Origin of the sequence: Microbulbifer taiwanensis, assembly GCF_014904815.1 — a bacterium.
GTDB classification, from domain to species: domain Bacteria; phylum Pseudomonadota; class Gammaproteobacteria; order Pseudomonadales; family Cellvibrionaceae; genus Microbulbifer; species Microbulbifer taiwanensis.
Genome location: NZ_JACZFR010000011.1, coordinates 1 through 25,550 on the forward strand (window position 1 = coordinate 1; position 25,550 = coordinate 25,550).

The 25,550-nt window shown below is 57.4% G+C and carries 18 protein-coding genes; 7 read left to right on the top strand and 11 right to left on the bottom strand.

Annotated features, from left to right (window positions below; genetic code table 11):
- From IG627_RS03505 to IG627_RS03515, 3 genes are all read right to left on the bottom strand, one after another.
- Window positions 1–2,611 (bottom strand): two-partner secretion domain-containing protein (locus IG627_RS03505; RefSeq protein ID WP_193190014.1); only part of this gene is annotated, 2,611 nt, incomplete at its 3' end.
- A gap of 58 nt (window positions 2,612–2,669) precedes the next feature.
- A complete protein-coding gene (locus IG627_RS03510; RefSeq protein WP_193190016.1) occupies window positions 2,670–4,640 on the bottom strand; it encodes a ShlB/FhaC/HecB family hemolysin secretion/activation protein in 1,971 nt (656 codons plus the stop codon).
- A gap of 75 nt (window positions 4,641–4,715) precedes the next feature.
- Window positions 4,716–7,223, bottom strand: a complete 2,508-nt coding sequence (locus IG627_RS03515; protein ID WP_193190018.1) for a protein kinase domain-containing protein — start codon at window positions 7,221–7,223, stop codon at window positions 4,716–4,718.
- 708 nt (window positions 7,224–7,931) lie between these two features.
- Here IG627_RS03515 and IG627_RS03520 point away from each other — a divergent pair.
- From IG627_RS03520 to IG627_RS03550, 7 genes are all read left to right on the top strand, one after another.
- Complete coding sequence (locus IG627_RS03520) at window positions 7,932–8,420, top strand: Hcp family type VI secretion system effector (protein ID WP_193190020.1); 489 nt, start codon at window positions 7,932–7,934, stop codon at window positions 8,418–8,420.
- A 200-nt stretch (window positions 8,421–8,620) separates the two neighbouring features.
- The gene (locus tag IG627_RS03525; protein ID WP_226864675.1) at window positions 8,621–10,501 is read left to right on the top strand and encodes a type VI secretion system Vgr family protein; all 1,881 of its coding nucleotides are present in this window, start codon (window positions 8,621–8,623) and stop codon (window positions 10,499–10,501) included.
- Window positions 10,502–10,517: 16 nt separating this feature from the next.
- The gene (locus IG627_RS03530) at window positions 10,518–11,096 is read left to right on the top strand and encodes a DUF6931 family protein (RefSeq protein ID WP_193190024.1); all 579 of its coding nucleotides are present in this window, start codon (window positions 10,518–10,520) and stop codon (window positions 11,094–11,096) included.
- 48 nt (window positions 11,097–11,144) lie between these two features.
- Complete coding sequence (locus tag IG627_RS03535; protein ID WP_226864684.1) at window positions 11,145–11,393, top strand: PAAR domain-containing protein; 249 nt, start codon at window positions 11,145–11,147, stop codon at window positions 11,391–11,393.
- 91 nt (window positions 11,394–11,484) lie between these two features.
- Window positions 11,485–12,027 (top strand): DUF6795 domain-containing protein, encoded by a 543-nt coding sequence (locus tag IG627_RS03540; protein ID WP_226864676.1) that lies wholly within the window; start codon window positions 11,485–11,487, stop codon window positions 12,025–12,027.
- Window positions 12,024–13,190 (top strand): lipase family protein, encoded by a 1,167-nt coding sequence (locus tag IG627_RS03545; RefSeq protein WP_193190029.1) that lies wholly within the window; start codon window positions 12,024–12,026, stop codon window positions 13,188–13,190. The genes IG627_RS03540 and IG627_RS03545 overlap by 4 nt, the downstream gene beginning before the upstream one ends.
- Before the next feature lie 57 nt (window positions 13,191–13,247).
- Complete coding sequence (locus tag IG627_RS03550; RefSeq protein ID WP_193190031.1) at window positions 13,248–13,955, top strand: hypothetical protein; 708 nt, start codon at window positions 13,248–13,250, stop codon at window positions 13,953–13,955.
- Window positions 13,956–14,170: 215 nt separating this feature from the next.
- Here the strand turns inward: IG627_RS03550 and tssH are convergent, their stop codons facing one another.
- The 8 genes from tssH to tssA all read right to left on the bottom strand — a co-directional run bounded on the left by tssH (window position 14,171) and on the right by tssA (window position 25,461).
- Window positions 14,171–16,831 carry a type VI secretion system ATPase TssH gene (gene tssH / locus IG627_RS03555; protein WP_193190033.1) on the bottom strand — a complete coding sequence of 887 codons (2,661 nt, stop codon included), beginning with the start codon at window positions 16,829–16,831 and terminating at the stop codon, window positions 14,171–14,173.
- Between the two features lie 96 nt (window positions 16,832–16,927).
- Entirely contained in the window at window positions 16,928–18,058 is a 1,131-nt protein-coding gene (gene tssG / locus IG627_RS03560; protein ID WP_193190035.1) for a type VI secretion system baseplate subunit TssG, read from the bottom strand.
- Complete coding sequence (tssF, locus tag IG627_RS03565; RefSeq protein WP_193190037.1) at window positions 18,022–19,851, bottom strand: type VI secretion system baseplate subunit TssF; 1,830 nt, start codon at window positions 19,849–19,851, stop codon at window positions 18,022–18,024. The genes tssG and tssF overlap by 37 nt, the downstream gene beginning before the upstream one ends.
- Before the next feature lie 169 nt (window positions 19,852–20,020).
- Window positions 20,021–20,494 carry a type VI secretion system baseplate subunit TssE gene (tssE, locus tag IG627_RS03570; RefSeq protein WP_193190039.1) on the bottom strand — a complete coding sequence of 158 codons (474 nt, stop codon included), beginning with the start codon at window positions 20,492–20,494 and terminating at the stop codon, window positions 20,021–20,023.
- A 2-nt stretch (window positions 20,495–20,496) separates the two neighbouring features.
- On the bottom strand, window positions 20,497–21,969 hold the full coding sequence (gene tssC, locus IG627_RS03575; RefSeq protein ID WP_226864677.1) for a type VI secretion system contractile sheath large subunit: 1,473 nt from the start codon (window positions 21,967–21,969) through the stop codon (window positions 20,497–20,499).
- A gap of 150 nt (window positions 21,970–22,119) precedes the next feature.
- Entirely contained in the window at window positions 22,120–23,607 is a 1,488-nt protein-coding gene (tssC, locus tag IG627_RS03580; protein WP_193190041.1) for a type VI secretion system contractile sheath large subunit, read from the bottom strand.
- Window positions 23,604–24,137 (bottom strand): type VI secretion system contractile sheath small subunit, encoded by a 534-nt coding sequence (gene tssB, locus IG627_RS03585; RefSeq protein ID WP_193190042.1) that lies wholly within the window; start codon window positions 24,135–24,137, stop codon window positions 23,604–23,606. The genes tssC (IG627_RS03580) and tssB overlap by 4 nt, the downstream gene beginning before the upstream one ends.
- Before the next feature lie 46 nt (window positions 24,138–24,183).
- On the bottom strand, window positions 24,184–25,461 hold the full coding sequence (tssA, locus tag IG627_RS03590; protein ID WP_193190044.1) for a type VI secretion system protein TssA: 1,278 nt from the start codon (window positions 25,459–25,461) through the stop codon (window positions 24,184–24,186).
- Window positions 25,462–25,550 lie beyond the last annotated feature (89 nt).

A 25,550-nucleotide genomic window follows, 5' to 3' on the forward strand; every position in this document is an offset into this window, starting at 1 on the left:
AGGTAATACCGTTATTGCTCGCGCTGTTGTCAGCGTTACCGACGATTGTCCAGTGCTGGCCAGTATGTCCCTCAACCTCGTCGACCGTACCCGCTTCCTGTGAGCCCGCATCTATCTCGCTGGCAAATCCGGAAAACTCAATGCCGTTGGCATTCACCGTGGTTGCCTTGACGATGAAGTGGTCGGCCTTGGCGGAGCCAACTATGCTGCTGCCGTCGCCACTCACGGACTCGATACCGCTAAAGGTGATACTGTTGCTGAGAAACTCTCCGTCCTCTCCGGTCAGGGTCATATCACCCACGGTGTTGACCTTGTCTCCGTCCGGTCCGCCAGCTTCGGCTCCAGCGTTGACGGTGGTCACGTCGCTAAACGTGATCAGGTCTGCGCTTACAGTGTAAACGCCGGTTCCCGCTCCGGTTTCGGCAACGGTAAACTCGTCATCGCCAGCAGAACCTGTCAGGGTTTCAACCTGAACTGAGGTAATTCCACTGAACAAGGTGCTTCCGGTATCGTGGGTAAGTTTAACCTGCGAATCCGTACCCGTTAGTGCCAATATATTGGAGTAGGCATTAGCGTCAATATGGCTACCGGTTCCGGCGCCTACTATTTCAATATTCGAAAAATCGAGCATTGAGTTAAGAAGGAAACTTCCATCATTTTCTACAACGATTTGATTGTTATCTGTTGTCAGGTCAAAACTGTCTTCGCCATTGCCCCCGACTACGCTTCCCGCTGAGCCGGTAACAGTGATCTCACCTAGAATATTTGTACTACCACTTTCGTTCTGCCCGACTTTTAGGGAAAAGCCATTTGCCGTGATACTGCCATTATTTTCAAACGACTCAGCCGTAGTTATAGATAAGCTGCCATTGGTAACAGCTATTGTTCCGTCATTTAGAAATGAACTGACGCCGTCTTGCGCTGAAGGTCCTGCAATCATGACCAAATCGCCATTATCGGCAGCTATACTTACGCCGCTAGCTATCTGTATCCCGCTAAAGGAATCCAACGTGAGCGCCTGCGCACTGCTCCACGTCAAATCGCTACTCACCCGAATACCGTATTCATATCGTGAAAGATCGCTAGTATCTTCGTTTAGACCTCCGCCAGTCGTCGTTGTTGCACTGGAGGCACTTGTCACCTTGATAGTGACGTTGTTGTCAATGAGTGCAGCTTGAATACTTTCGACCGTGATACAGTTTGTACAGCTTGAGCTCCCGGGCGGATCGACTATCTCTAACCAACCCGGGTCCAATAGCCACTCCCCGGTTTCCCCGCCTGCGAGACTCAACGTGGACACAAACATGGTGTCCTCACCCAATCGCAGATTGACCTTACCGGAAGTCTCGACAAAACCGCCATCACCGCCGATTGCACCGGACTGGGCGCGGATAGTGCCGGCGAAATCGGTGCTGTCATCAGCCCAGACAATTACCTTGCCGCCGTCGCTGTCGCCGATACCGCTCGCATCGATACCGGCTTCCGCGGTAACCACTGTGGTTTCGGCATTGCGGACATGATCGTTCTTGCCTTGGTAGTCACCACCGATCAGCACTTCGCCGCCGCCGGCGGTGCCGCGGGCATCGATATCGCCGCTGACGGTAGCCCGGTCGCCCAGGATCTTGACCTGGCCACCCCGACCGTTGTTGCCGCGTACAGCTATCTGTCCGCTGTGGGTAGCGCTGTCGCCCTCGATTGTCACCTGGCCGCCGGTGCTTCCGGATGCATCCAGGGTACCGCTGTTGGCCACGGCGCCGCCGGAGCCGGTCAGGCGGATGACACCGCCGCTGGTGTCAATACCGCGGGCGCGAACTGTGCCCTCGTTATTCACCGCTGAGGTAAACAGGTCGCCGGACACACTGGCTTCCATCAGCACCTGGGTGCCGTCGATATGGCCCTCGTTCAGCACGGCGCTGTCGACGCCGAGCTGGTTTTCCATCACTTCCTTGGTGATCTTGACCCCGATCATGCCGTCGGCATCGAAGGTCAGCACCGCTTCGTCGGCCGCGGCGAGGCTGACCATTTCGGCGCTGATCAGGCCGCTGGAGGCATTGGTGACCTGTTTGCCCACCAGCACCGCGCTGGAGGCGTTGATCACGCCGCGGTTGACTACGACACCGGCACTGCCGTCCTCTCCCTTGAAGGCAAAATTGCCGTTCATGAACTCGGCCGGGTCCATGTCCAGGCCGGAGGCGGTGATGGCGCGGACGTTGACGGTCGCGGTCTCGGTAAAGAGTACGCCGCGGGGGTTGGCGAGGATGACGTGGCCGTTGGCCTCGATGGCGCCGCGGATTTCACTCGGGCTCTGGTCGAGGATCCGGTTCAGTACTATCGAGGAGGAATCCGGCTGCAGGAACTTGACCAGCTCTTCTTCACTGAGGTTGAAGGAATCCCAGTCGATCGCCAGCAGATCGGTCTGCTGGTCGATAATGGTGGTCAGATCCTTGGTATCGATAGTGCCTTCACCGCCGACCACAGTGCCGCCTTTCGGGGCCGCGTAAGCGGTCGGAGCGGCGATCTGGCTGGCGAGCAGTCCCGCACAGGCCAGCTGCCACACCTTGATGGCCGAAGTGATTTTTTTCAGCTCGAGCGTCATTTTTTTAGCTTTCATACCGGTACCTTGCAAAGAGCTTCCTGCTCCAACAGCAGTCGATAGAATGGAGAATCAATTAAAAGAAGAATGAGATATCTGCGTAGACGGTCGGATCGTCCGGGTCGTCGCCGGTGCCCTCGATCGACGACTTGGCCATGGTCGGCCAGGCAACCGATACCTGGCTGGTAAAGGCCTCCTGCCAGCTGAACTTGAACAAGAAGCCGGCACCGGAGAGGGTGCCCCAGTCGTCGTGGACATCGTCTTCGTAGTTGGTCACCACGCCGTAGGCGCCATCGGCGATCAGTGCCACCTGCATAATGTCGTTCAGGCTGCTGCCGAACAGGCGGGGATTGAGCACATCGGGAAGATCGAAATACCATTCGGCCGACAGCAGCGCCGCCTTGTCCGCGGAAAAGTCGCGCACGTCGAAGGCGCGCACACCGCTGGCACCGCCGAGGGAAAACTGTTCGAAGGCCGGCAGGCTCTTGTCGCTATACTGCCAGCGGCTCTTCAGGATCAGGCGGGAATTGACATCGCTGAAGGGCATGGGAATAAACAGCAGCGAGCTGGTATCCGCGGCAAACTTGCCAAAATTACCGCCGCGCTCGGGATCGACGGTGTTCTGGTGCTCGCCGTACTGGATCTTGGCGTTGAGGATATTCAGCATCGGCACGGCGCCATTGGACAGGCTGTCCATATAGAGCCCGAATTCGCCGCCGAGCACATGGTCGCCGGGTTCCGGCAGCTCGATAATGGCTTCCAGTTCGGACTCTTTGTCGGTCAGGCTGAACGAACCGGTAAGGTTGAAGTCCCGCGAGCGACGGAACTTGTGATCCAGCGTCAACGCGTAACTTTCATTTACGCCCTGCATCTCCAGTCGGTTGAGGATATTTTTTTTGTCTTCGATGTCCTGCAGCGAGAACTGGTTGTAATCGACGGAAAACTGCAGGCGCGTACGCGGCCCCAACAGCGGCAGGCTGTAGCGGAACTGGCCCAGATCCGAGCCGAAATCTGAATCGGAATCCAGGTTGTCCACATTGGTGGACTTCAGGTATCCGATTGTCAGTGCGTCGCCGATACCCAGCGGATTCAGCCAGTCCACCGAGGTAAATAGGCGCTGATCGCCGGTAAAGATAGAGCCGTGGTTGTCGAAACGCGTTACAGTGCGCCAGGTCTGCTCGTCGCGCACCCGCAAGTTGAGCCTGGTTTCTCCGGGACTGTCACCGGCACTAAAATAACCTGTAATATTCAGGCTTGGCAGATCATTCAGCAGGTAGAGCCCTTCTTCCACGTTCGCATGACTGACTAGCTTGCCCTGCTGCTCCTCGAATGGCGCGGCCAGCTGCTCAAGGGAATACTTGCGATTGTTCTCCGCGACCACCTGGCCCAGAAGCCCCTCCTGTACCGTCATGGTAACCACACCGTCCCTGACTTCCTGTGCAGGAATCTGGACCTGGGCCAGGAAGAGACCCTGCTTGCGGTAGAAGCTGGTTAACTCGGCGGCAATCTCTTCCAGGTCACCGAAGGTGAGGCCACGGACTGAATTCTGCTTGTCGATCACATTGACCAGCCTGCGCAGCTCCCTTGGCCCCAGGTTTTCCACGCTGTAGCGCGCCCCCATACCATCCAGCTGCAGGGCCAGCTCCTCCATGTCGTCCACGGTATATCCACCGGCGAGGAGCTGGTCCTCTTTCATAAGCTTTACCCGCAGATCCTCGGCGAGCTTCTCCACCTTTTCTCGCTCAATACCGTACTCCGGGTATTCCTGCAGGCGGTGGAACTGGATTTTACTGACGGTAATCCGCGGTCCTTCAGTGCGCTTGGATAATTCGGGAATATCGATATCGAGATTGGGATCGCGCTCCTCGCGGGTACGCTGCAGGAAGTCTCGTGTCACATCCTGCTCGCTGACGGTCGGTATATCCTGGTCAAATGCGGCCCTGACACGGCTGCGGAAACTGGAATCCTCCTGCGAGGAGGCCACCGGAGGCAGCAACAGCAGACCGGCACCGACTACGACTAACTGACTTCTGTAACGCGCGCGCATATCCACCCCTTACAAATCCTTGTATTCACTTTTTTGCTTCGATGCCACGATACTTATAAACGGGGCATCTAATTATCAGTTCAGGTCTCTGGCGACCCGGAATCCGGTAACGTGATCGGGTTCGCCGAGGTGGTAGCGTTTACTTGTCGCCAGGCAACGGCTCATTGGATCCTCGCGGCTGCCACCCGCCGCCATCAACTGGTCGCCCTCACCCAATACCCATTCCTGCACATTACCCACCGGGTTGACCAGACCGAAGGTATTGCCGGAACCGGCCCTGGCTGACACCAGCTCCGCACCCTTCTCGATTCCGCCATATTTGAGGTGACAGTTTCGATCCGGCAGCTCCTGCTGGCCATTGGCACTGGCCGCAGCGAACCACTCCCGCTCGCTGGGTAGCCGGTACTCGTAGCCGGTCTGGGCACTCAGCCACTCCAAATAGGCGCGCGCATAGGAGACATTGACGTTTTGCACCGGCAGACTGTCTGCACCCAGCGCAAGGTCACTGCAGCCACCGGTCGCGCGGCAGAACTGCTTGAACTCACCGTTGCTGACTTCGTACTTACCGATTACCAGCGGTACCCGCTTGCTTCCCTTTACCACCACCATGGTCGGCCCGTCGGCACCATTGGCCAGTCGATCCGCGCAACTATAGCGGTCGCCACGGCCGCCACTGCCGGGGCGCAGGTGCCCGCAGAAATCCAGCTTGAATTCCCGTAACTCCACTTGGCTTGGCAGGAGCGCCCGCGCCTCCCGCAACAATGGCTCGGTTCGGATGGGGCTTGTTGAGGCCAGCTTGGTGAAGCAACCACTCAATTCACTGCCCAGCACCGGTCGAATCTTCAGCGCCTTGGCACTGTCCAATTGCGATAACCGGGCCAGCTGGGTTCCAACGCCGCCGGAGATATTCATTCCGAAGTTGCAGCGCAGCGCAACTTCCATATCATCCAGCACCGCGTTTATCTGCCGCTGATGCGCCAGCGCCGCCTGGCGGCGCTGTTTGCTCAACTCCTGCTGCCGCAGCCGTTCGGCTTCCCGCTCTGCCGCCAGTCGCTCCGCCTCCAGGCGCGCACGCAACTCTTCCCGCTCGGTTTCCAGTTTCGACTTGATCTGGGCCGCCTCGCTGGACTCCTCGTACCAGCCCGAGGAGCGTGACAACATTGTGTCCGCCTCCTCCAGGTTACCCAGGTTGAGCTGACCTGTGGCACCGGCTACAAACAGCTCGTAAACCCGCTGGCGGGAATCATCCAGGTATTGTTCATCCGAGGGATTCAGCTCGGCGTACTCACCCAGCTCAAGCTCGAGATCCTCCTCCCAGGAGCGAGTCAGGGTACTCAGCGCGATAAGCCTGTCGATGGCCTCGCGCTTGTCGGCGATACGCCGCTCCAACAGCTCGCGCTGCAACTTCTGCTCCAGCTCCACCTTGACCCGCTGCTGCTCGGCGACATTCTCCCGCTCCAGGTGGTTGTAACCCACGGCGGCACCCACCAGCAGGGCGGCAAAGGCGGTACCCAACACCCACTTCCAGGTGTTGTTGACGAAGAAGCCGTGGACGAACTCCTCTACCGTCGCGGTTCGGTTGACCCGCCTCAATTCCAGCGCGCCCTCCAGGGCCCGCCACTGACGCCGGTTCAGGGCCTTGATGCGTTTGGGCTTGAGCCGCTGTTCAAGGGCCCGGTCCGCCGGCACCTTGCCAAACGGGTGGCGACCGGCAAACAGCTCGTAGGCGACACAGCCGAGGGCATAGACATCGTCGCTGGGTGCCGGCTCGGCGCCCTTCAACATTTCCAGGCTGGCGTATGCCGGGGTCAAGGCACCCAGCGTGCTGGCATCGAAGAGGGTCTTCTCGCCAACACCGGACACACCACCGGAAACAGCGCGCGCGATGCCGAAGTCAAATACCTTCGCACCCTTCTTGTTGGTGACGAAGATATTGCCGGGCTTGAAGTCCGAATGGACGATACTGTGGGAATGGGCATAGATCAGGGCCTGGGAGATATCGTGCAACACCGAACAGGCCTGCTCGAACTCCAGGCCGACATCGGCGTGTTCTCGCAATAACTTGTCGAGCGGCGCACCCTCGAGGAACTCCATCGTCATAAAGACGCGCTCGTCCTCGCGGTCGAAATCGTAGACCGTTACGATGTTCGGGTGCGCCAGCGTCTGGGACTTGCGCGCCTCGCGCTGCAAGGAAATGAAGGCATCCGGGTGCTGGCGGAAATCATCGTTCAGCAGCTTGATCGCCACATAGGGCTCGCTGTCATTGGCCTCCAGCTTACGGCGGTCCAATGCCTTGTAAACCGCCCCCATGCCGCCGACCCCGAGCAGCTTGTCCAACTCAAAACGGCCCTTGATGATCGTCTTGGTAACAGCGCCAGTTCCGGAGTGAGAATCGCCTGAGAACGCTGGCGCGCGCTCGGGTGTGCGCATCTTCTGGGGATTTGAGCTGCCCGGTGGCCTGGCGGGCGCCTTGAACACGGTGGCGTCAGCGGTAAACCCGGCTGCGGCAGATGGGATAAGGCCGGGGTTGCCCCCTACAGGCGGGTGGTCGTTGGCTCCGGTGTTGTCGCGCGCAACGAACACGGTGGTATCACCATCCTCGTGTCCCCCACCCTGTGAAGAACCCGCAGCCCCCCCTGTTGAGCGCCTCGCAGTCCCGACTACTCGCGTCTTATCGTTCAAATCCGCCTCCCTGGAAGATTTTTAACGGCATATCCTATTGCCGTACCGGAAAAAATATCCCGATATTAAAGACATGGTAATAAAGCAGGCGCGCAGTATACCCAACGGAAAATTCTGCAACAACGACCCTTGGATAAAAAATTCTTGAAATTTCCGTCGCACCCAAGCCACTGCACAAGTTAACTATATGGGCGTGAACCAGCTCACCATTCAACGGCAAAATTACAAGACATTACACAACCACAGACATCGACAGCGACTACTGGAAATATTTTCACTAATAATTGGGGTCAGAGTGGGAGTGACCCATAATCGATAAAATTTTACTTTTCTTGCTAATCACTTCTCCCGCCCCAGCAAACACAACGGATCAGTAAATGGTGCCAGAGCAAATTTACGGAATGCCGACAGTTGCAAGAAGGCACCGCCAACTTGCCCCAGGTATTCGTGCCAGAGTCGATTAAATAGCTGTAAATTGCGGTTTTTTTTTCCATTTCACTCTGCTTAAATGCCTGCAATTGCCGTTTCGGCAAGCCTGAACTGCTGCGATACCGCGGTGGTAAAGGATGCACCACCCAAGCCACAGACCATACCTAAGAGGGATTTCTTATGGCTATCTACATGAACTTCAACAGCAACTCACCGAAGGGTAACGTAACCGCCAAGGGCTACGAGGACTGGATTGAAGTAGACAGCTTCAACTTCGGCGTAGGCCGCGGTATCAGCATGGAAGCCGGCGCTATGGCCAACCGTGAGGCCTCGCGTCCCAGCATCAGTGAAATCACTGTCACCAAGCGTATCGACGCGGCTTCCGGCGGCCTGTTCAAGGCTTCCGTATCCGGCGACGAAGGCGTTACTGCAGAATTTCACGTAGTCCAGACTGGCGCCAACTCTGTCGAGAAGTACGCTGTCTACAAGCTGGAAGATGCCATCATTTCTTCCTACAGCATCAGCGCTTCTGCCGGCGGCGCTCCCCAGGAGTCCATCTCCCTGAGCTTCGCCAAGATTGAGGCCGACCTCAACCACGCGGACAAGACCAACAAAAACCCGAAAAACATGCGCGTGGGATACGATCTCACTACCGCTACCGTGCTGTAAGGCGAATTTCGGTTCTCACCGCAGGGGCCGAGGCCTGCAGCCGAAGGCTGCGGGGCTGCGGCCCCTCGGTTTTTTAGCCGAGCGCTTTTTGAGTGTTTCGCTAAAAAACCGGCATCGCGCATTACAAAATGCGCAAGTCGTCAGGCACCATCAGGGATACTTTGGGGCTGATTATGTCTACTCTCAATCAAGATAAACGTATGATTCTTGTCGATAGTCCTATCGGCAAGGATGCGTTAATTGCTACCGCACTGCAGGGTGAGGAGTATATTTCCAGACCTTTCCGCTACGAACTCCAGCTGATGTCCGACGACCACGCCATCACCCAGGATGGTATTGTCGGTAAGCCGGTGACAGTCTCCGTGCACCACTCCAAATCACCACGTTATATCAATGGATACGTGACACACTTCTCGATGCTCGACGTCAATGCCGAGGGCATGCGCAGTTACAAGGCCGTAATCCAGCCCGGACTCTGGTTTACCGGTCTCGCTGGCAAAAACCGCGTATTCGAGAAGAAGTCTGCCAAGCAGATACTGGAGGAGGTACTGGGAGAGTACAGCAAGGTCATCAAGCTATCCCTGAAACTCAATGCGGAATACATTACGCGGGAATACTGCGTGCAGTTTGATGAAAGCGACTTCCAGTTCGCTAGCCGCCTGATGGCGGAGGAAGGCATCGCCTATTACTTCAAGCATTCAGATGGGAAGCACGAGCTGGTTCTCTGTGACGATCCGCAGGACTTCTACGACTGCGAAAGCGATAAAATTGAGTACGACGGCGGTGGCAGCCATCCGACCAAGCATACAGTCAGCAGCTGGCAGCGCAATTTCAACTACCACGGTGGTGGATTCGACCTGAAGGACTACAGCGAGTACACGGTATCCAAGGACAATAAGCAGGAAGTCAAGACCACCAGCAAGCTCAACGATGTCTCCGCCTATATACGCAGCCTCTATGGCCTGAATCACTTCGAGACAGAGGGTGAGCACAAGCATAAATTCAAGGACAGTTACCACAAGGCGCTGGCCGATAGGGCGATGGAGTCCCAGGAGGCGACCTTTGATGTCGGCCACGGCCGCAGCGACTGCCCGGGGTTCAGTGCCGGCGGCCGCTTCAATTTTGATCATTCCCTGTCGACAGAGAAAGGCAAGTACCTGATCACTTCTGTCCAGATATCCGTCACCGACAGCAACAACAGTGATTCCCGTTTTCAGAATACTTTCAGCTGCATCCCCTCCGCCGTGATGCCGCGTCCGGACCCTCAGGTCTGCGCCAATAGAATTCACTCCCCACAAGTGGCCCAGGTTCTGGAGGTGAAGGCGACCGCTTCGGACGGTTCGCAGGATCCCTACACCCAGCTAAAGGTCAAATTTCCGTGGAACTCCAAGCAGAACAGCTGTTGGGTACGGGTGATGCAGTCCTTCGCCGGCAAGAACTGGGGGGCCAACTTCGTGCCCCGCATTGGCCAGGAAGTGGTGGTCACCTATATCAATGGTGACCCGGACCGCCCGCTGATTACCGGCGCTGTCTACAACGGCGACAACCCCGGCCCCAACTACACCGCCACCCAGAGCGGCTGGAAAACAGAGTACGAGGGCAGCAAGTTCAATGAGCTGCGCTTCGATGACAAGGGCGGCAAGGAAGAGATCTATATGGAGGCCGGCAAGGACCACAACTTTGTGATCCACAATGACCAGACCGGCAAGATCGAGAACAAGCAGACCCTGGAAATCAAACAGGACCGCAGCATCACTGTTACCGACGGCAGCGAGACGGTCACCATCGCCAAGGGAGACCAGACCGTCAAGGTGGACAAGGGCGACCAGAAAACCACAATTGGCGCCGGTAACCACACCCTCAAGGTCAGCAAAGGCAAGCAGACCACGGACGTAATGGGCGCGATACAGATCACATCCAAGACATCCATCGAACTCAAAGTGGGTGGCAGCAGTATCAAGCTGACCCCCGCCGGCATTACCATCAAGGGGACCACCCTGTCGTTCAAGGGCGATGCCACCGCCGAGGTCAAGGGCGGCGGCATGCTGACCCTGAAGGGCGGCGTCACCATGATCAATTGATGGAGTTAGTTGGACAATGACAGACCTGGTGAAAGTACAGGCCCTGACTGCCGCCGAGTTGCTGAAAAACTTCGATGTCAGCGAGGAAGCAGAGGTGCATTTGGTACCGGATACTGCACCGGAAGTGAGTATCAATCACCTGGTGGAGGCCGGCCTCTACCCGGACGCCATCAAGCTGCTGGCCCACGGGCTCCCCAAGCGTGAGGCCGTGTGGTGGGCCTGCCTGGCAGCCCGTGACATACAGAACCCGCAGACCGACGAAGACAACATTAATGCCCTGCTGGCTGCAGAGACCTGGGCCAAGAAGCCGAGCGAAGAGGCCCGCCTGAGATGTAAGGCTCTGGGCGAAAAGACCAGGCACAAGACCCCAGCCAGCTGGGCCGCCACAGCGGCCAGCTGGAGCCACGGCAGCCTGGCGGCGGAAGGTGAACCGGCGATAGAAGCACCGGATCACCTCTACGCCCACGCAGTAGCCGGCAGCGTAACCCTGGCGGCAGTACTGTCCGACCCGGTAGACCCCGCCAAGCGCTTTGCGCGCTACATGCAGCAGGGACTGGATCTGGCCCGCGGTGGCAACGGCAGAATCGAGGAGTAGACGATGGGAAAACCCGCTTCACGCATTACCGACATGCACGTGTGCCCGATGGTGACCGGTACAGTTCCCCATGTCGGCGGCCCGATTGTCAGCCCTGGCGGCCCAACGGTAATAATAGGTGGCATGCCCTCGGCCACCGTTGGCAGCACCTGTACCTGTGTTGGACCGCCCGACAGCATTGCCATGGGCAGTACAACCGTAATGATCCAGGGGAAGCCGGCGGCGCGAATGGGGGATACTACTGCGCATGGAGGAAAGATAGTGGTCGGTTATCCGACCGTTCTTATTGGAGGATAGAATCGGATCCCAGCAACCTCTATTTGCGCAGGATAGCGGCATTGTGACAGAGGAAAAGTTCCTTTTACCCATCGATTACCGAACTTCAATTATGAATATCGAATCTACAAAGAGAAAAATTATCAGCGCATTTAGGAGTAAGTTCCGAAAGCCCTGGGACCACATGATCACCCTATGCTTATCGGCACTCATATTCTCAATTTCAAGCATGGTAGAAGCAATGTCTATTTTCGATGCAGGTAAAGCATACGTATTTTCCCCAGTCCGTCTTTCGATAACTCTCGATAGCAAACCTGTAGAAGGCCTGAAAGTTATTCGAAGATGGTCCTGGAACGAAGATAAGGGAGAAGACTACGCATTCACTGACAGCGAAGGGCTTGTTGAGCTTCCAGAGATCCGCCGCAGAGGCGTCACACAGTTTTTCCCTGCCGAATTTGTCGCAGCCCAACAGATTGTTGTTGTTGTAGATGGATCAGAAGATCGGATTTGGTCATTCTCCAAGAGAAGCCCCGACATAAATTCAGAACTCGAAGGAACACCTCTTGATCTTACCTGTGAATTAAAAGGTGACGAGAAGATGTATCGGGATTTTGGTCCCGCACTATTTACCAAATGCACATGGAGTGACCAATGAGCCAGCTAGAACCTCTATACGCCGCACGCCTAGCTCAAGATATTTATGACCTCAATGACGAACTCAGGAAAGACGACTTTCTTAAGGTCTATCAATCAGACTTCAATGTTGAGACCAACAAAAATCTCAAAGGCGAAACTGGCTCTCTATTTTTTCTGAAAAATGAACACACAATTGGAATAGCGAGCAACGGGATAGGGAAATTCAAAGGCCAATCTTTTGTTGCCTTGAAAGGTACGGCAAGCCTTTACGATGGCCTTACGGACCTGAATGCTGGGATAAAGCGATTCCACACTGGCGGCCAGGTTCACCAGGGGTTTTACTATACATTTGTATCTTACCTTCCCCAGATACAGAATTTTGTCCGGCAACTTCCTAAAGACACTCACACGATCCATTGTGTCGGACACAGTCTTGGTGGAGCCCTGGCAACATTGACCGCCGACTGGTTATCGATCAATACTGGAAAAACCGTCAAGCTATACACGTTTGGCAGCCCCCGGGTGGGATTGAATATCTTTTCCAGTAACTGCAAACGCCGGCTGTCAGAAGATAATATTTTTCGCGTGTATCATCGCAATGATCCTGTTCCGATGGTGCCCACATGGCCATTTATTCACGTTCCCGACGGTGGCAAGGGAGACTTGCAGCTTCTGTCTCCGAGCTCCCTCAACCCTATCAACCATCACAGCTCGGATACCTATCGCAAAACGGTTTCACAGGACCGAAAAGGCACTACAAGTTTGGACTGGGACATACTGCGAAAGCGTCGCCCTCAAGGAAATCTGGAGCAAAGTATCGAAGCCTGGCTGAAATCTGACTCCATACTTTCTTTATCCTTGAATACAGCGTGGCTGGCAGGCGAAGCACTGCTTTGGGTATTGAAGAAAATAGGTCAGCTGGCTGGAATCGCACTGGTAATCTCTGGCAGCACAGCTTTCACACTTCTCGACAGGCTGGCAATCTTTATGCACAAGGCCTACCAGATCAGTAAAGACATTTCTTTCTGGGTGCTGCGCCTGATCAAACGCCTGGCGCAACTGATCGGAATCAAGGTAGCAAAAGATGTCAACATTACTGTCGCATTTATCAGAATGATATTTCTCAGGATCCACCGCGCGGTATCTGATCTGGTAATGCGTGCAGGCCGCATGCTTCACTGACAACAAGGGCAGCCATGGCCCATGGCTGCCGTTCTGTAATCGGCTACAGCCTTTTCTATGCCCGAGATTCTGCTGCCCATCGGTCTTATAACCATACTCGCAGTCTTGGCAGTGGCTATTGACTGTTATGTGACCGGAAGAAAGACTGATGATTCTGGTACCAGATCAGCGAATAGTGACCGACTTAGCGATCTTGCATTATTCGCGCCTTTTCTGGCGCTATTTTATACGGAGAATTTCTGGACCAGCCTGGCTTGCACCCTATCAATTATTTTGATTACTGCGACCAGCCAATGGTTCTGCCACAGGAAAGGCTGGCTCAATGCCCCCTCGGAGCTCATCACACTGGTTCCAGGAAGCATTCTGCTAACGGTGGTTATCTATTTTATATTCTTCCATGACGGTTTTGCCGAAGCCACACCGCATGACTTGGTGGAGGCCAACGATGGCGAGCACACTTCCTGGACAGGATATTGGGTCTCGGCGCTCTACTTTATTTGTTTTCTGCTCGCCGCGGTGCCGAAGAAGTCGGATGCCACCTTCCTCTCACTGTTGTTATTAATTCCCGCAATCACCATCCTGCCATTCTTCACTGGCCACTATTTCTGGTTTATGTTGCTTGGTCTGCTTCTCTTGCTCATTAGTGTTCACAGGGGATTCAAGAACCTGGAAACAGGTAGCGGTGGCGCTCTGTCTGCTGTAGGCGGCTACTTTTATATGCTCGCCGCGTTCGCGAGTATCGCTGTCTACGCGATCCTCTACTAGGGCCTGTTCACACTAAATTCGATGGTCGCGACGGAGGCCGTTTTTTCGCAAGGCAAGGCGCTGTTAGCGTTGTGTGGCCCGCTACATGAGCGAACTGCAACGCAGCATTGCGGAAAAACGGCCCCGCCCCTTCGGGTGCGTCCCTACAGGCCCTATGATTCAAAGTCATACGCCCGGCTTGCCGGGCGTTTGGCGTGATACATCCGGGAAATTTATCAGCTTATCTGATAGCTGAAATCGCCCTCCTCGGTCGCGCCCACATGGATAGCCACAACCTCTTCTCCCTTGGCCATCCGATCCAGACACTCGCTGGCCAGCGATGGCAGCAGGGTGCGGTTCAGAATCGCCTCAATATTGCGCGCACCGGTATCCGATTCCTGGCAGCGGGCGACGATATTGATCAATACGTCCTCGTCATAGTTGAAGCCAGCCCCGTAGTGCTCCTTCACTCTCTTCTCTATGCGGCGCATATTGATCTTGCAGATTTCCACCAGGTTCTCGTCGTCCAGTGGATAGAAGGCGATTACATTGGCGCGCCCCAGGAAGGCGGGCTTGAACTTCTGCAACAGGTGTGGGCGGATATTGTCCAGCAGCACATCCGACTCCGGCTTTTCCTCTACCTGGCTGAAGATGGCTCTAATCGCATCTTCTCCGGCATTGGAGGTCATGATGATGACGGTGTTCTTGAAGTCGATGTCGCGCCCTTCGCCGTCCTTGACGGTGCCCTTGTCGAACAGGTTGTAAAAGATATCCTGCACTCCCGGGTGGGCCTTTTCCATTTCGTCCAGCAGTATTACCGAGTAGGGTTTGCGGCGCGCGGCTTCGGTGAGCACGCCGCCCTCGCCATAGCCGACGTATCCGGGCGGCGAACCGAGCAGCATGGATACCTTGTGCTCCTCCTTGAACTCGGCCATGTTGATGGTGGTGATATTCTGCTCGCCGCCGAAGAGTTCGTCGGCGAGAGCAAGGGCGGTTTCGGTCTTGCCGACACCGCTAGTACCGCAGAACATAAAGACTCCCACCGGCTTGCGCGGATCGGTGAGACCGGCGCGGGAGGTACGAATGGCCTGGGCTACCGCTTCTGTCACGTGGGGCTGGCCGATAACCCGACGATTGAGCCGATCGGCCAGCGTCTGCACCGCAACTATCTCATCGCTGACCATCTTGCCCACCGGGATACCGGTCCAGTTGGCGACCACTTCGGCAATGGCCTGTTCATCCACGGCAGGCTGCATCAGTGGGGTATCGCCCTGCACCTCACTCAATTGTGTATGCAGTGATTGGAGCTGCTGTTTCAGGTCTTCCATCAGGGCCGGGTCCATACCCTCTTCACCAGCTTGCTGCTGTGCGAATCCCTCGTCTATCTGGTCGCGCAGCTTGTGAATCTGTTCAATCAGCTCCACTTCCTGTGCTCGCTGGTTTTCCAGAGTGCCCAGTCGCTCTTCCGCCTCTTTTTGCTGCTCGGCCAACTCCCGCAGCTGTTCTTCGTGGACACCACTGGCGGCGTTCTCGCGCTGCAATTTTTCGATCGTGGTCCTGGACCGGGAAATGGTGCGCCGGGCGTCCTCGATGGCGCCCGGCGTAGCCGACTGGCCGAGGGCGACACGGGCGCAGGCCGTGTCCAGCAAGCTGACCGATTTGTCCGGTAGCTGTCGACCGGGAATATAACGGTGCGACAGTTGAACCGATGCGATCACGGCCTCATCGAGAATGCGCACCCGGTGGTGCTCTTCCAGCGAAACTGCGATACCGCGCATCATATCGATAGCTTTGTCCTCGCTGGGCTCCTCGACCTTAACCACCTGGAAGCGGCGGGTCAGTGCCGGGTCGCGTTCGAAATATTTCTTGTATTCCGCCCAGGTAGTGGCGGCAATGGTGCGCAGTTCACCGCGGGCCAAGGCTGGCTTGAGCAGGTTGGCGGCATCGCCCTGCCCCTCCTTGCCGCCGGCACCGATCATGGTGTGCGCCTCGTCGATAAACAGGATGATGGGCGTGGCCGATGCACGCACCTCTTCAATCACCGACTTGAGGCGGTTCTCGAACTCACCCTTCACACTGGCGCCAGCCTGCAGCAACCCCAGATCCAGGGTGCGCACGGCGACGCCCTTCAACGGTTCCGGTACGTCACCGCTGGCAATGCGCAGCGCAAACCCCTCTACCACTGCGGTTTTGCCCACACCCGCCTCGCCGGTCAGTATCGGGTTGTTCTGCCGGCGGCGGGTGAGAATATCGATACACTGGCGTATCTCCTGATCGCGCCCCAGTACCGGATCTATCTCCCCTTTTTGCGCGCGCTCTGTGAGGTTGATGGTGAATTTGTCCAGCGCCGGCGCCTTGCTCGCCGCCGCGGCGACCGCAACCGCGCCCTCGTCACCATCGACGCCACCGAGATGACCGGATTCGCCACTGCGGCCGAACATACCCCTGGCCGTCTCGCGGATAGATTCAGGGGCAATATTTTTCAGCTCCGGGCAGCTTTCCAGTAGCTGCCGGCGCGATGTCTCTTCCAGCAACAGTGCCGCCAACAGGTGGCCGGAGCTGATAGCCCTGTGGCCATAGTCGATGGAGGCGAGCATCCAGGCGTTCTTGGCGCCCTCGACAATGGTCGGGGAGAGAGCGGCCGGTCGACTGCTGCCGGACTTGAAGCCCGCGATACTGGTCGCGAGTTGCTTGGCGAAATTTGCCGGGTTGCAGTCGTGCTTCTCCAGCAGGTGGTACAGATCCGTGTCGGACTGGTCCAGCAGTTTCAGCAGCCAGTGCTCCAACTCGACGTTGTACTGGTTCTGTGCCAGGCAGAGTCCGGCGGCCCCCTCGAGCGAGTCGCGCATATGCGGCGTCATGGTGTCCACTAGCCGCTTGAGGTCGATATTGATCATGGGCAAAGTTCCTTTTTTATTGAAGTTAGAGTAATTGCGCACCCCGGTGGCGGGCCTGCGGCCCGCTGTACCGAGCTGGAGCTCGGCGTTCCCGGGTCAGGCCCCGGGCAGGGCTTCATCCGGGGACATACGGTCCGCACTCATCCTGATCTGCACACGCTTGTCATCCCGGTCCTCGCCTCCCATATGGGTGTTCCAACCCAGCAACGGCTGTAACTCGGGCTTTTCGCTCAGTTGCGCCGGCGCCACCTGGCCGGTGAACAGGGTGACCGCTATTTCAAAATCCATCTCCACTCCGGCACTGAACTGAATAAAGGATTTGAGTGCTTCCAATTTGTCACTGCCCGGGGCTATGGTCATAAACTGCTCGTAGGCCATGGGTTCCACCACCACGCGGAACTTGTTCTGGGCCTGGAAGCATTGGGTACCGAGTACCGTATTGACGCCGAGGCAATTGTTGACGCCCCGGGGATAGTCAGGCCCGGGCAGCCGGCAGAGTACGTCCTCCGGCAGATAGTCCCACTGTCCCTGGAACTGCTCGATACTGACATTGAGCCCGAAGTATTGCCGGATCATACTGGCCAGTGCAGCCGCGGAGCACTGCTGCCGGCCCAGGTGGCCGACCATTCCCAGCAGCGCCTCATCGGGCAGAGGCAGGCGATAGCGCATCTCACTGGTGCCCATCCCCGCCAGGGACGCCAGCGCATGGCTGAACAGGTCCGGCTCCCTCTCGCGGCGCAGGTGCTGACGCTCGTAATTGACCGGCAGCTGGTACTTGTGCCATGCCTGGTAAAACAGCGAGACGTGGCGGTGGTTGAACATATCCAGAAAGTCGCGCAACGCGGTGTTTTTTTCCCGCAGCTCTTTCAGCACCAGCTCGGTCAGGTAATAGGGCATCACCCCCTGGCTACCGATCAGGCCGGTAAAGCCAACATCCATCTGCCATTGACTGAGATCGCTGTCGCCCTGTTCGCTATCGGGGCCGCCTCGCTGCTCCAGCCTCAAAATATCGGCACCGACAAACGACAACCCGGATTGTGCCCGGAAGCGCACCAGCTCCCGCGACGGCGGCGCCGAACCGGCGACTGCCTCCATGGCACAATCGTCGCCGGCCAATACCGCCGCGCGCTCGATAAGCCGCACCGCCTGGAAGAAATCGAAGCGGTAGGGCTCGCGGCGCAGGCGCTCTATTACAGTAAAGCTTTGTCGCCGGCGCGAGGTGGCCATCGCTTCAGTTCTCCATCTCTGCCACTCATGGTGGCAATCAAGCGGGTAAAAGAATTCAGTGAACAGTAGAGGCCCAGGAAGCGCTCTATAATGCTGGCGAACAGTAACGGACTGGATCCGGCGAGCATCATTGAATCCAGCTCTATCTGTACCTCGGTACCACGGCACAAGACCACGCTGTGATCTATCTGGATAGGCGCAGTAATGGGCTTGGTATTCACCTTCAACAGGGATTCGATCAGGTTGCGGGTGCTGGCGGAATCGCGGAAGTCGTACAGTCGGAATATCTCCTTCAGCGCATCGCAGCCGCCCGCTCCAGACAGGGACAGGTGGTTCAGATTAAGATGCGAGATAAGCCGCCAGTAGCCTCGCTCGCGCCTTGGCGGTCGCAGGGTGGTCGTCGGGGACACCACGCAGCTGATGCGGCTCGCGGGCGCATCCCCGTCCACAATTTCCAGGTAGGGCTGGGCATTACCACTGGGCAGTTTCTTTGGCAGGTTGCGATTGCAGCAGGTCAGTTTTAAGTCGAGCGTCTGGTCGCTGATACGGTGCGGGTTGAAATCCAGATCCACCAGGCAGATATCCACCTCGGACGCCTGCTCATTGCGGTGCTCTCCCTCTATCACATCGCGGCGACGGTTGAACCAGAAGGCGGACTGCTGGGCCTGGTGCCGGCTGTGCTGGATACCGTAAAAGGGTCGGTAGCTAGTGGTTTTGCCACTGCCGTCCGTCGCGCCGACCTCGTCGATGGAATAGATTTCCAGGCCGTCGCTGCGGCGCGCGTCCGGCACTACATGGTAGTTGTACTGGCTGTGGCTGAGGGGAATCGGATCCGCGGTCTGCGGGAACAGGTTGACCACCGGCGTACAGCCGAGGGCGAACATACTCGGGGCAATCTGTTTTTCCAGTTCGTCGTGACTCTCGGACAGGTAGAAATACAGGTTCAGCGTATCGCCGTAGCTGTCGTTCAGCGCGTCCTGCAGCCGGGTAACATCGATAAAATGGAACTTTTCCGGGAAGGCGAAATATTCAGTCAGCAGACGGTAGCCGATAAATGCGCTATCCGGATAGGGCAACAGCCCCTGATCGGGCTCCAGCCCCACCTGTTGCAGGGTGTCCGCAGGCAGGAATCTGGGCTTCGGGTCCGTCTCCCCGTTGGCGACCACCAGTCGGACGCACTTGCTCAGCAGCAGATCGTAGAGTGCATGGGTATGGCTGGGTTGGCCGCGCAGGAAGAAGCGCAGTTGCTCGGGGCGCAGTTCCGCAAAACTCAGATCCGCACCCAGGGTCTTGAGGGAGAGCTTCAGGACCGCGTTGGCCCCCTGGATATCGTTGCACCCCGGGGCAATAAAGGGGCGCGGCATCAGGCTGGCGCTCTCAACCTGGAAGGGGCAGATATCCACCGGATAGCGGCTGGTAAAGCGGCAGGTCTGCCCCTGGAAACTGTCCGTCTCCAACAGGGTATCCGCATCCACACGCGTTATCGCATCCAGATCCGGTTCCGGTTCGAACTGCACTATGGCACAGGAGGGTATGGGCCTCAGGTAGTGCGGATACAGCGTCTCGAGCATCGCATCGGTGAGCTCGGGAAAGTCGTCGCTGAGCTTCTGCTGCACGCGCGCATTCATATAGGCGAAGCCCGACATCAGGCGCCCCACCAGGGGATCGTCGACAGTGTCGGTATCCAGCTGCAGGCGGGCGGCGGCGGCCGGGTGCATACGCGCAAACTCCGAGGCCGTCTGCTGGACGAACGCCAATTCGCGCTCGTAGAGATCGATCAGTTTTTCACTCATTGGGGCATCTCTGGAAATTGCAGCGAGCGGGTGGCAGACGGTAGTTGCCGGAGCACAGTGTGTGGAACGCGCTTCTTTAGGTATGCACTAGCTGCACCACTGCGTTGGGTACCATGAGCACCAACGAACGGTGCCAGGGGCGAGCGCAGTAGATCTATCGGGATCTCCATTACATTATCTCCGACACATCGACTGTCTGGGTCACCGGATTCAGGGCCGAGTCAAATACGATGACTTCCGAAGCGGGGTTTATGTGCAGAACCGCCTCGACACGGAAGCGGATGCTGGGATCCTCGACATCCACCTTTTCCTGGGTGGTCACTTTTACGGAGCGGATTCGCGGCTCGAATTCCAGGATGGTTTTCTCGATTTCCCGACAGAAACGCTTGCGGCTGTCCAGGGAGGACAGGTTGATCGTCGACAGGTCCGGCAGTCCGTAATTGATATTGGAGCGCTCCAGGTGACTGTGCGACTCCGGTACCGACAGGCAGCGGTAACGCGTATTGAACAGGTATTCCAGGTCCCGTCGGACTCCCTCACGCAGCTGTCTCAGAACCTGGTGCGGTTGGTGCAGGTCCATATTGCGGGACGACTCCAATAGGCGATCCAGTACCGGGGCCAAAAGGCGTTTTTCTCTGGTCATGGTTATTGCACCGTGCCGACGCCGATCTGGGCCAGGGCGGTCGTCAGTTTCAGTTCGGAAACCAGGTGATCCACCGTGTAGTGGCTCTTCAGGTGGATAACGCTCTGATAACTGCCGACCTTGCCCGGCTCATCGACCACACGTACCCTCGCCTCGCGCAGTGGATAGCGGGCCAGCATTTCCCAGGACAGGTCGTCGCGCCCGGTGGTGTAGCGATCCAGCCACTTCTGTAGCTGGCGCTCACAGTCTCCGGCATTCATATAGGCACCCACCTTGTCCCGGATCATCACCTTGATGTAATGGGCGAAGCGGGATGCGCACAGAATCTGCTGCAACATGGAGCTGATGCGGGCGTTGGCGGTAGCGGCCTTGGTGGTGTACTGCTTGGGCCGCTGCAGCGACGGCACGCTGTTGAAGGCGCTGTAGGGGGTATCGTAACAGTGGCAGAGGCAGGCGAAGCCCAGTTCACTCAGGTCACGCTCGGCGAAGTCCGTCACCAGTATCGAGGTAGACATGCGCACCATGCCCGGACCGCTGTCGGCCCCGTAGGGCACCGCCGGCAACTGCGATACCAGGCCGCCGCCGAGGTGATCTCGGGCAACGCCGCGAATGTGCGAGAACCAGCCCACCTCACTGAACTCGCGCATCAGGACTGCACCCAGGGCGAAGCAGGCATTGCCCCACAGGTATTTCCTGCTGTGGGCCGCCGCGACCTGCTCGGCAAAGCGCAGGCCGCGATAGCTGGAAAATTCTGTATTGTAGGGTTGGCGCAACAGTACCTGCGGCAAGGTCACCGCAATAAAGCGGCTATCCTCCAGATCGCGCAGACCGTTCCAGCGAATATACTGCTTTTGCCGGAACACTTCCGCGAAGTCGATCGGCTTGGCCAGTTCATCGAAGTGATCCAGGCCGAAAAGCTGTGGGGTTGCGGCGCAGACAAAGGGCGCAAAGGCGGCGGCCGCAGTATGGGCAATGCCCTGCAAGGTAAATATGTCGTCGTAGGGATGGCCCGCAAAGGGTCGGTGAGAAACGGTGTAGTCGCCGAGTAGCAGGCCAAAGGGCTCACCACCGGGTGTGCCGAATTCCTCGTTGTAGATCAGGTGAAAGAGACCGGACTGGTCGAAATCCGGCGCCCTCTCCATATCCTTGCTGAGGTCACGCCAACTGACGTCCAGCAGCTTGATCTTTATATTGTCCGAATGCGGGGTGTTGTACACCAGCATTGACAGCCCGCGCCAGCTGGCCTCCAGGCGTTGAAAATCCGGCTCGTGCAGGATGCTGTTGAGCTGATCACAGATAAGCTCATCCAGCTCCGCCACCAGTCGGTTCAGCCACTGTCGAACACTGAATTGCTCCCTGTGCGGACAGGGACAGATTTCCGTCAGCCAGTACTCGAAGGCGAAGAGATCATCGGGTTCCTGCAGGAATTTCTGCAGCGCACTGCGCCGGCCAGTCATCAATTGGGGAGGCAGCAATGCTTCACAATCATCTGCTAACTGGTTGTTCGATGCGGCGGGCACAGCAAATACTCCCACAGATATTGGCGGCCTGGCTTCCGCCAGAGTTATACGAGTTCAGTCAGGAGAAAACGGCCCGCCCGGGGACTGCGGGCGGGCCCTGTGCACTTATCCCGCAGTGGGGATATTGGCTACCATGCGCATGGAGGTGGTCAATTCCTCCATTTGCAGCCAGGGCTTCAGGTAGGCCACGGCACTGTAGCAGCCGGGCTGCCCCGGAATTTCCTTCACCTCTACCCGCGCTTCCGCCAGCGGATACTTGGCCTTCATCTCTGGGCTCGCATCCGGGTTGGAGTTGGTGTACTGGGTGATCCACTTGTTCAGCCAGCGCTCACAGTCGCTCGCTTCCATAAAGGAACCCACCTTGTCACGCGCCATTACCTTCAGGTAGTGGGCGATGCGCGAGGTGGCCATCAGGTACGGCAGGCGCGCAGAGATGGCGGCGTTGGAGGTTGCATCCGGGTTGTCGTACATCTTCGGCTTCTGCGCGCTCTGTGAACCGAAAAACACCGAGTAATCGGTATTCTTGTAGTGACACAGGGGCAGGAACCCCTGGGCGCTAAGCTCCGCCTCACGGCGATCGGTGATACCGATTTCAGTCGGGCACTTCTGGTCCAGGTCGCCGTCGTCGCTCTTGAACAGGTGAGTCGGCAGGCCTTCGACCTTACCGCCGCCCTCCGCACCGCGAATGGCCGTACACCAGGAGTTCTCGGAGAACGCCTTGGTCATGGTGGTGCCCATCACGTAGGAGGCGTTCATCCAGCAGTACTGATCGTGGTCCGCCGGGCGGGATACACCGGACTCGTCCACTTCGAACTCCTCGAAATCAAAGGATTCGATCGGCTTGGTATTGGCACCGTAGGGCGTGCGTGCCAGGGTGCGGGGCATCACCAGGGTGACAAAGCGCGAGTCCTCGCTGTCGCGGAAACTGCGCCACTTGATATATTCACCGGACTCAAAGATACCGCCCAGGTCGCGGGGCTTGGACAGCTCGGTAAAGTCACTGAAGCCGAACATGCCGGCGCCGGCTGCGGAGATAAACGGACAGAAACCGGCGGCCGCGACATTGGACATCTTGCTCAGCAGTTCTATGTCTTCGGGATGGCTGGTGAATTCGAAGTCGCCGATCATGCAGCCGAACGGCTCGCCACCGGCGGTACCGAATTCCTCTTCGTAGATTTTCTTGAAAGTCTGGCTCTGGTCGAATTCCACCGCCTTGTCCAGGTCCCGGAACAGCTCACGCTTGCTCAGGTTGAGCATACGGATCTTCAGGGTAGCGCCGGTTTCACTGTTCATGACCAGGTGGTGCAGGCCGCGCCAGGAGCCCTCCAGCTTCTGGAATTTCTCGTCGTGCAATACGGCGGAAAGCTGCTTGGACATGGCCTGGTCAATGGCCTGGACTGCCTTCTTGATCGTCTGTGTCAGGTTGCGGTCCCAGCTGACGGTCCCCTTCAGGACCTGCTCCGTGAGGTTGGCAATCAGATCCTGTGCTTCGTCCGGCGCTGTCTGCTTGGTGGCAGCGATGGCCTGCTCGAGCAGACTGACCGACTGTTCTTCCGTTTCGCTTTCCGCAACGTTTTCAACTTCAGTGCTCATTCTGATTCCTCTTCCTTCTTCTCACCCTCTTTGTCGCCGAGACCCAGCTGCTCGGAGATGGCGCCGACGTTTTCGGTGCTCTTCAGAATGTCTTCAAGGACTTTCTCCAGCTCTTCGGAGCGGTCCGCCTTGCTCAGCAGATCCCGCAACTTGCTGCGTGCCTCGAGCAGCTGCTTCAACGGCTCCACCTGCTCGACGATCTGCTCCGGGGAAAAATCCTCTATGTGGTTGAAGTCCAGATCGACGCCCAGCTTGCTGCCGTCACCGGCGAGGGTATTTTCGACCTGCAGGTTCAATTTCGGATTGACCTTGGCCATGACGTCGTTGAAGTTGTCGCGGTCGATCTGCACGAACTTGCGCTCTTTCAGGGCCTTGCGATTCTCGGCGTTATCACCCGAGTAATCCCCCATGACCCCGGTCACAAAAGGTAACTCCTTCTTGACTTCGGCGCCGTTGGTTTCGACATCGTAGGTGATATGGACACGCGGCTTGCGCACGCGCTTCAGTTTGTTATGTATGCTTTCGGACATCTCGGGTCTCCTTTCCTCAATTTAGGGACTGCAAGTATTGAAAGTGTTACCAGCCAACGCTGGCCTCTGCCTGCGGCTCCTCGTTCCACTCCGACTGGGGCGCAGCAGCTTCGCTGGCATTTTCAGTTTGCGCGACGGCGCTTGGCGCCGGGGCACTGGTCACGACGGGAGGCGCGACATAGCGCTGGGTGTCGGATCCGTCGAGCCTGACCCCGGTCAGCTGTGAATAAACCGCTCGGGACTGTTCGTCCGGTAGCAACTCGGTCATCAATTCTGAAACGGTCATACGCCCCCAACCGATCAGTCGCTCCAGCCCGGGCGCCAGGGGTGTATGGGGTTCGTAAGTGCGGAAGTATTTTGCGGCCTCTTCGAGCAATTTCAGTGCGCCCTCGCGCGAGGACACCGGGCCGGCCGCCACCGCAACTCCCGGCGCTGCCGCCGGGACTGCCCCGGCAGCAGTTTCACTTTCCGCCGCACTGGGAGCATCTGCCTCCGCTGAAGCCTCGGCCGCCACCAGTGCATCCAGCTGGGATTTGAAAACAAAACGCGCGGTGCGCAGCACCTCGTCCAGCAGGGCGCTGATATTGGTCGAGGGTGGGGCGTCGTGGCCGCAGCTGGAGCGTAGAGCATCATTGATACTCTTGTAGTGATTGATGGCGTCCTCAATGGTCTCCACCAGATCCCGCGCCCACTCGTTACTGGCCGCATTCACACACTGGTTGATATCGTCAAGGCTGTAGCCCAGGGTCTCAATACGCGCGACCTTGGCATCGTCGTCTGCTATCCGGTCGGCGTCACGGGCCTGCTGGTGCTGGAAAAAAGTAAAGCTGCCATTGTCCCCTTCCGGGGTAATTTCGGCGCTGCGAATGGGCATCATCAGGGTGCCGTCACCGCCGTCCCCATTCAGCCCCGAGAGAGGCGCCACCTTGGTCTCCAGACCGTCCTCATCGGGTTCCGGATACAGCCCCTCCCAGTGATCCGCCACCAGGCGGTCAATCAGGGCAAAACCGTCGCGCAGGCCGGAAAAACCCTGCAGGCGAATCAACGCCTCCGTGTACCAGCTCGCCACTTCGAGGTCTTTGCTTTGTTTGGTGAGGATTTTCTCTGCGGTCTTGGCCACATCCCGCCAGGGTGCCAACAGGTCGGCGTCACTCTCGTCGAACAGGGCCGAGCGCTCGGCAGCGCGGGCACTGTTGCGGGCGTCCTTGATGGTGTAGTAATCCGAAGTGGGAGAGCGATCCTCACGGATATCACTTCCGGTTGGCTGATCATCCGAGATGGGAGCAACCAGCGCATCAATATCAATTACATTTGGGAAGGCCATGAAAGATCCTTTTTTCCAATCAGTCCCTATAACTAAATTTTTTTGGAAGAGTACACCTTGCAGTTATCTATTCAAGACAAAAGCTTCAT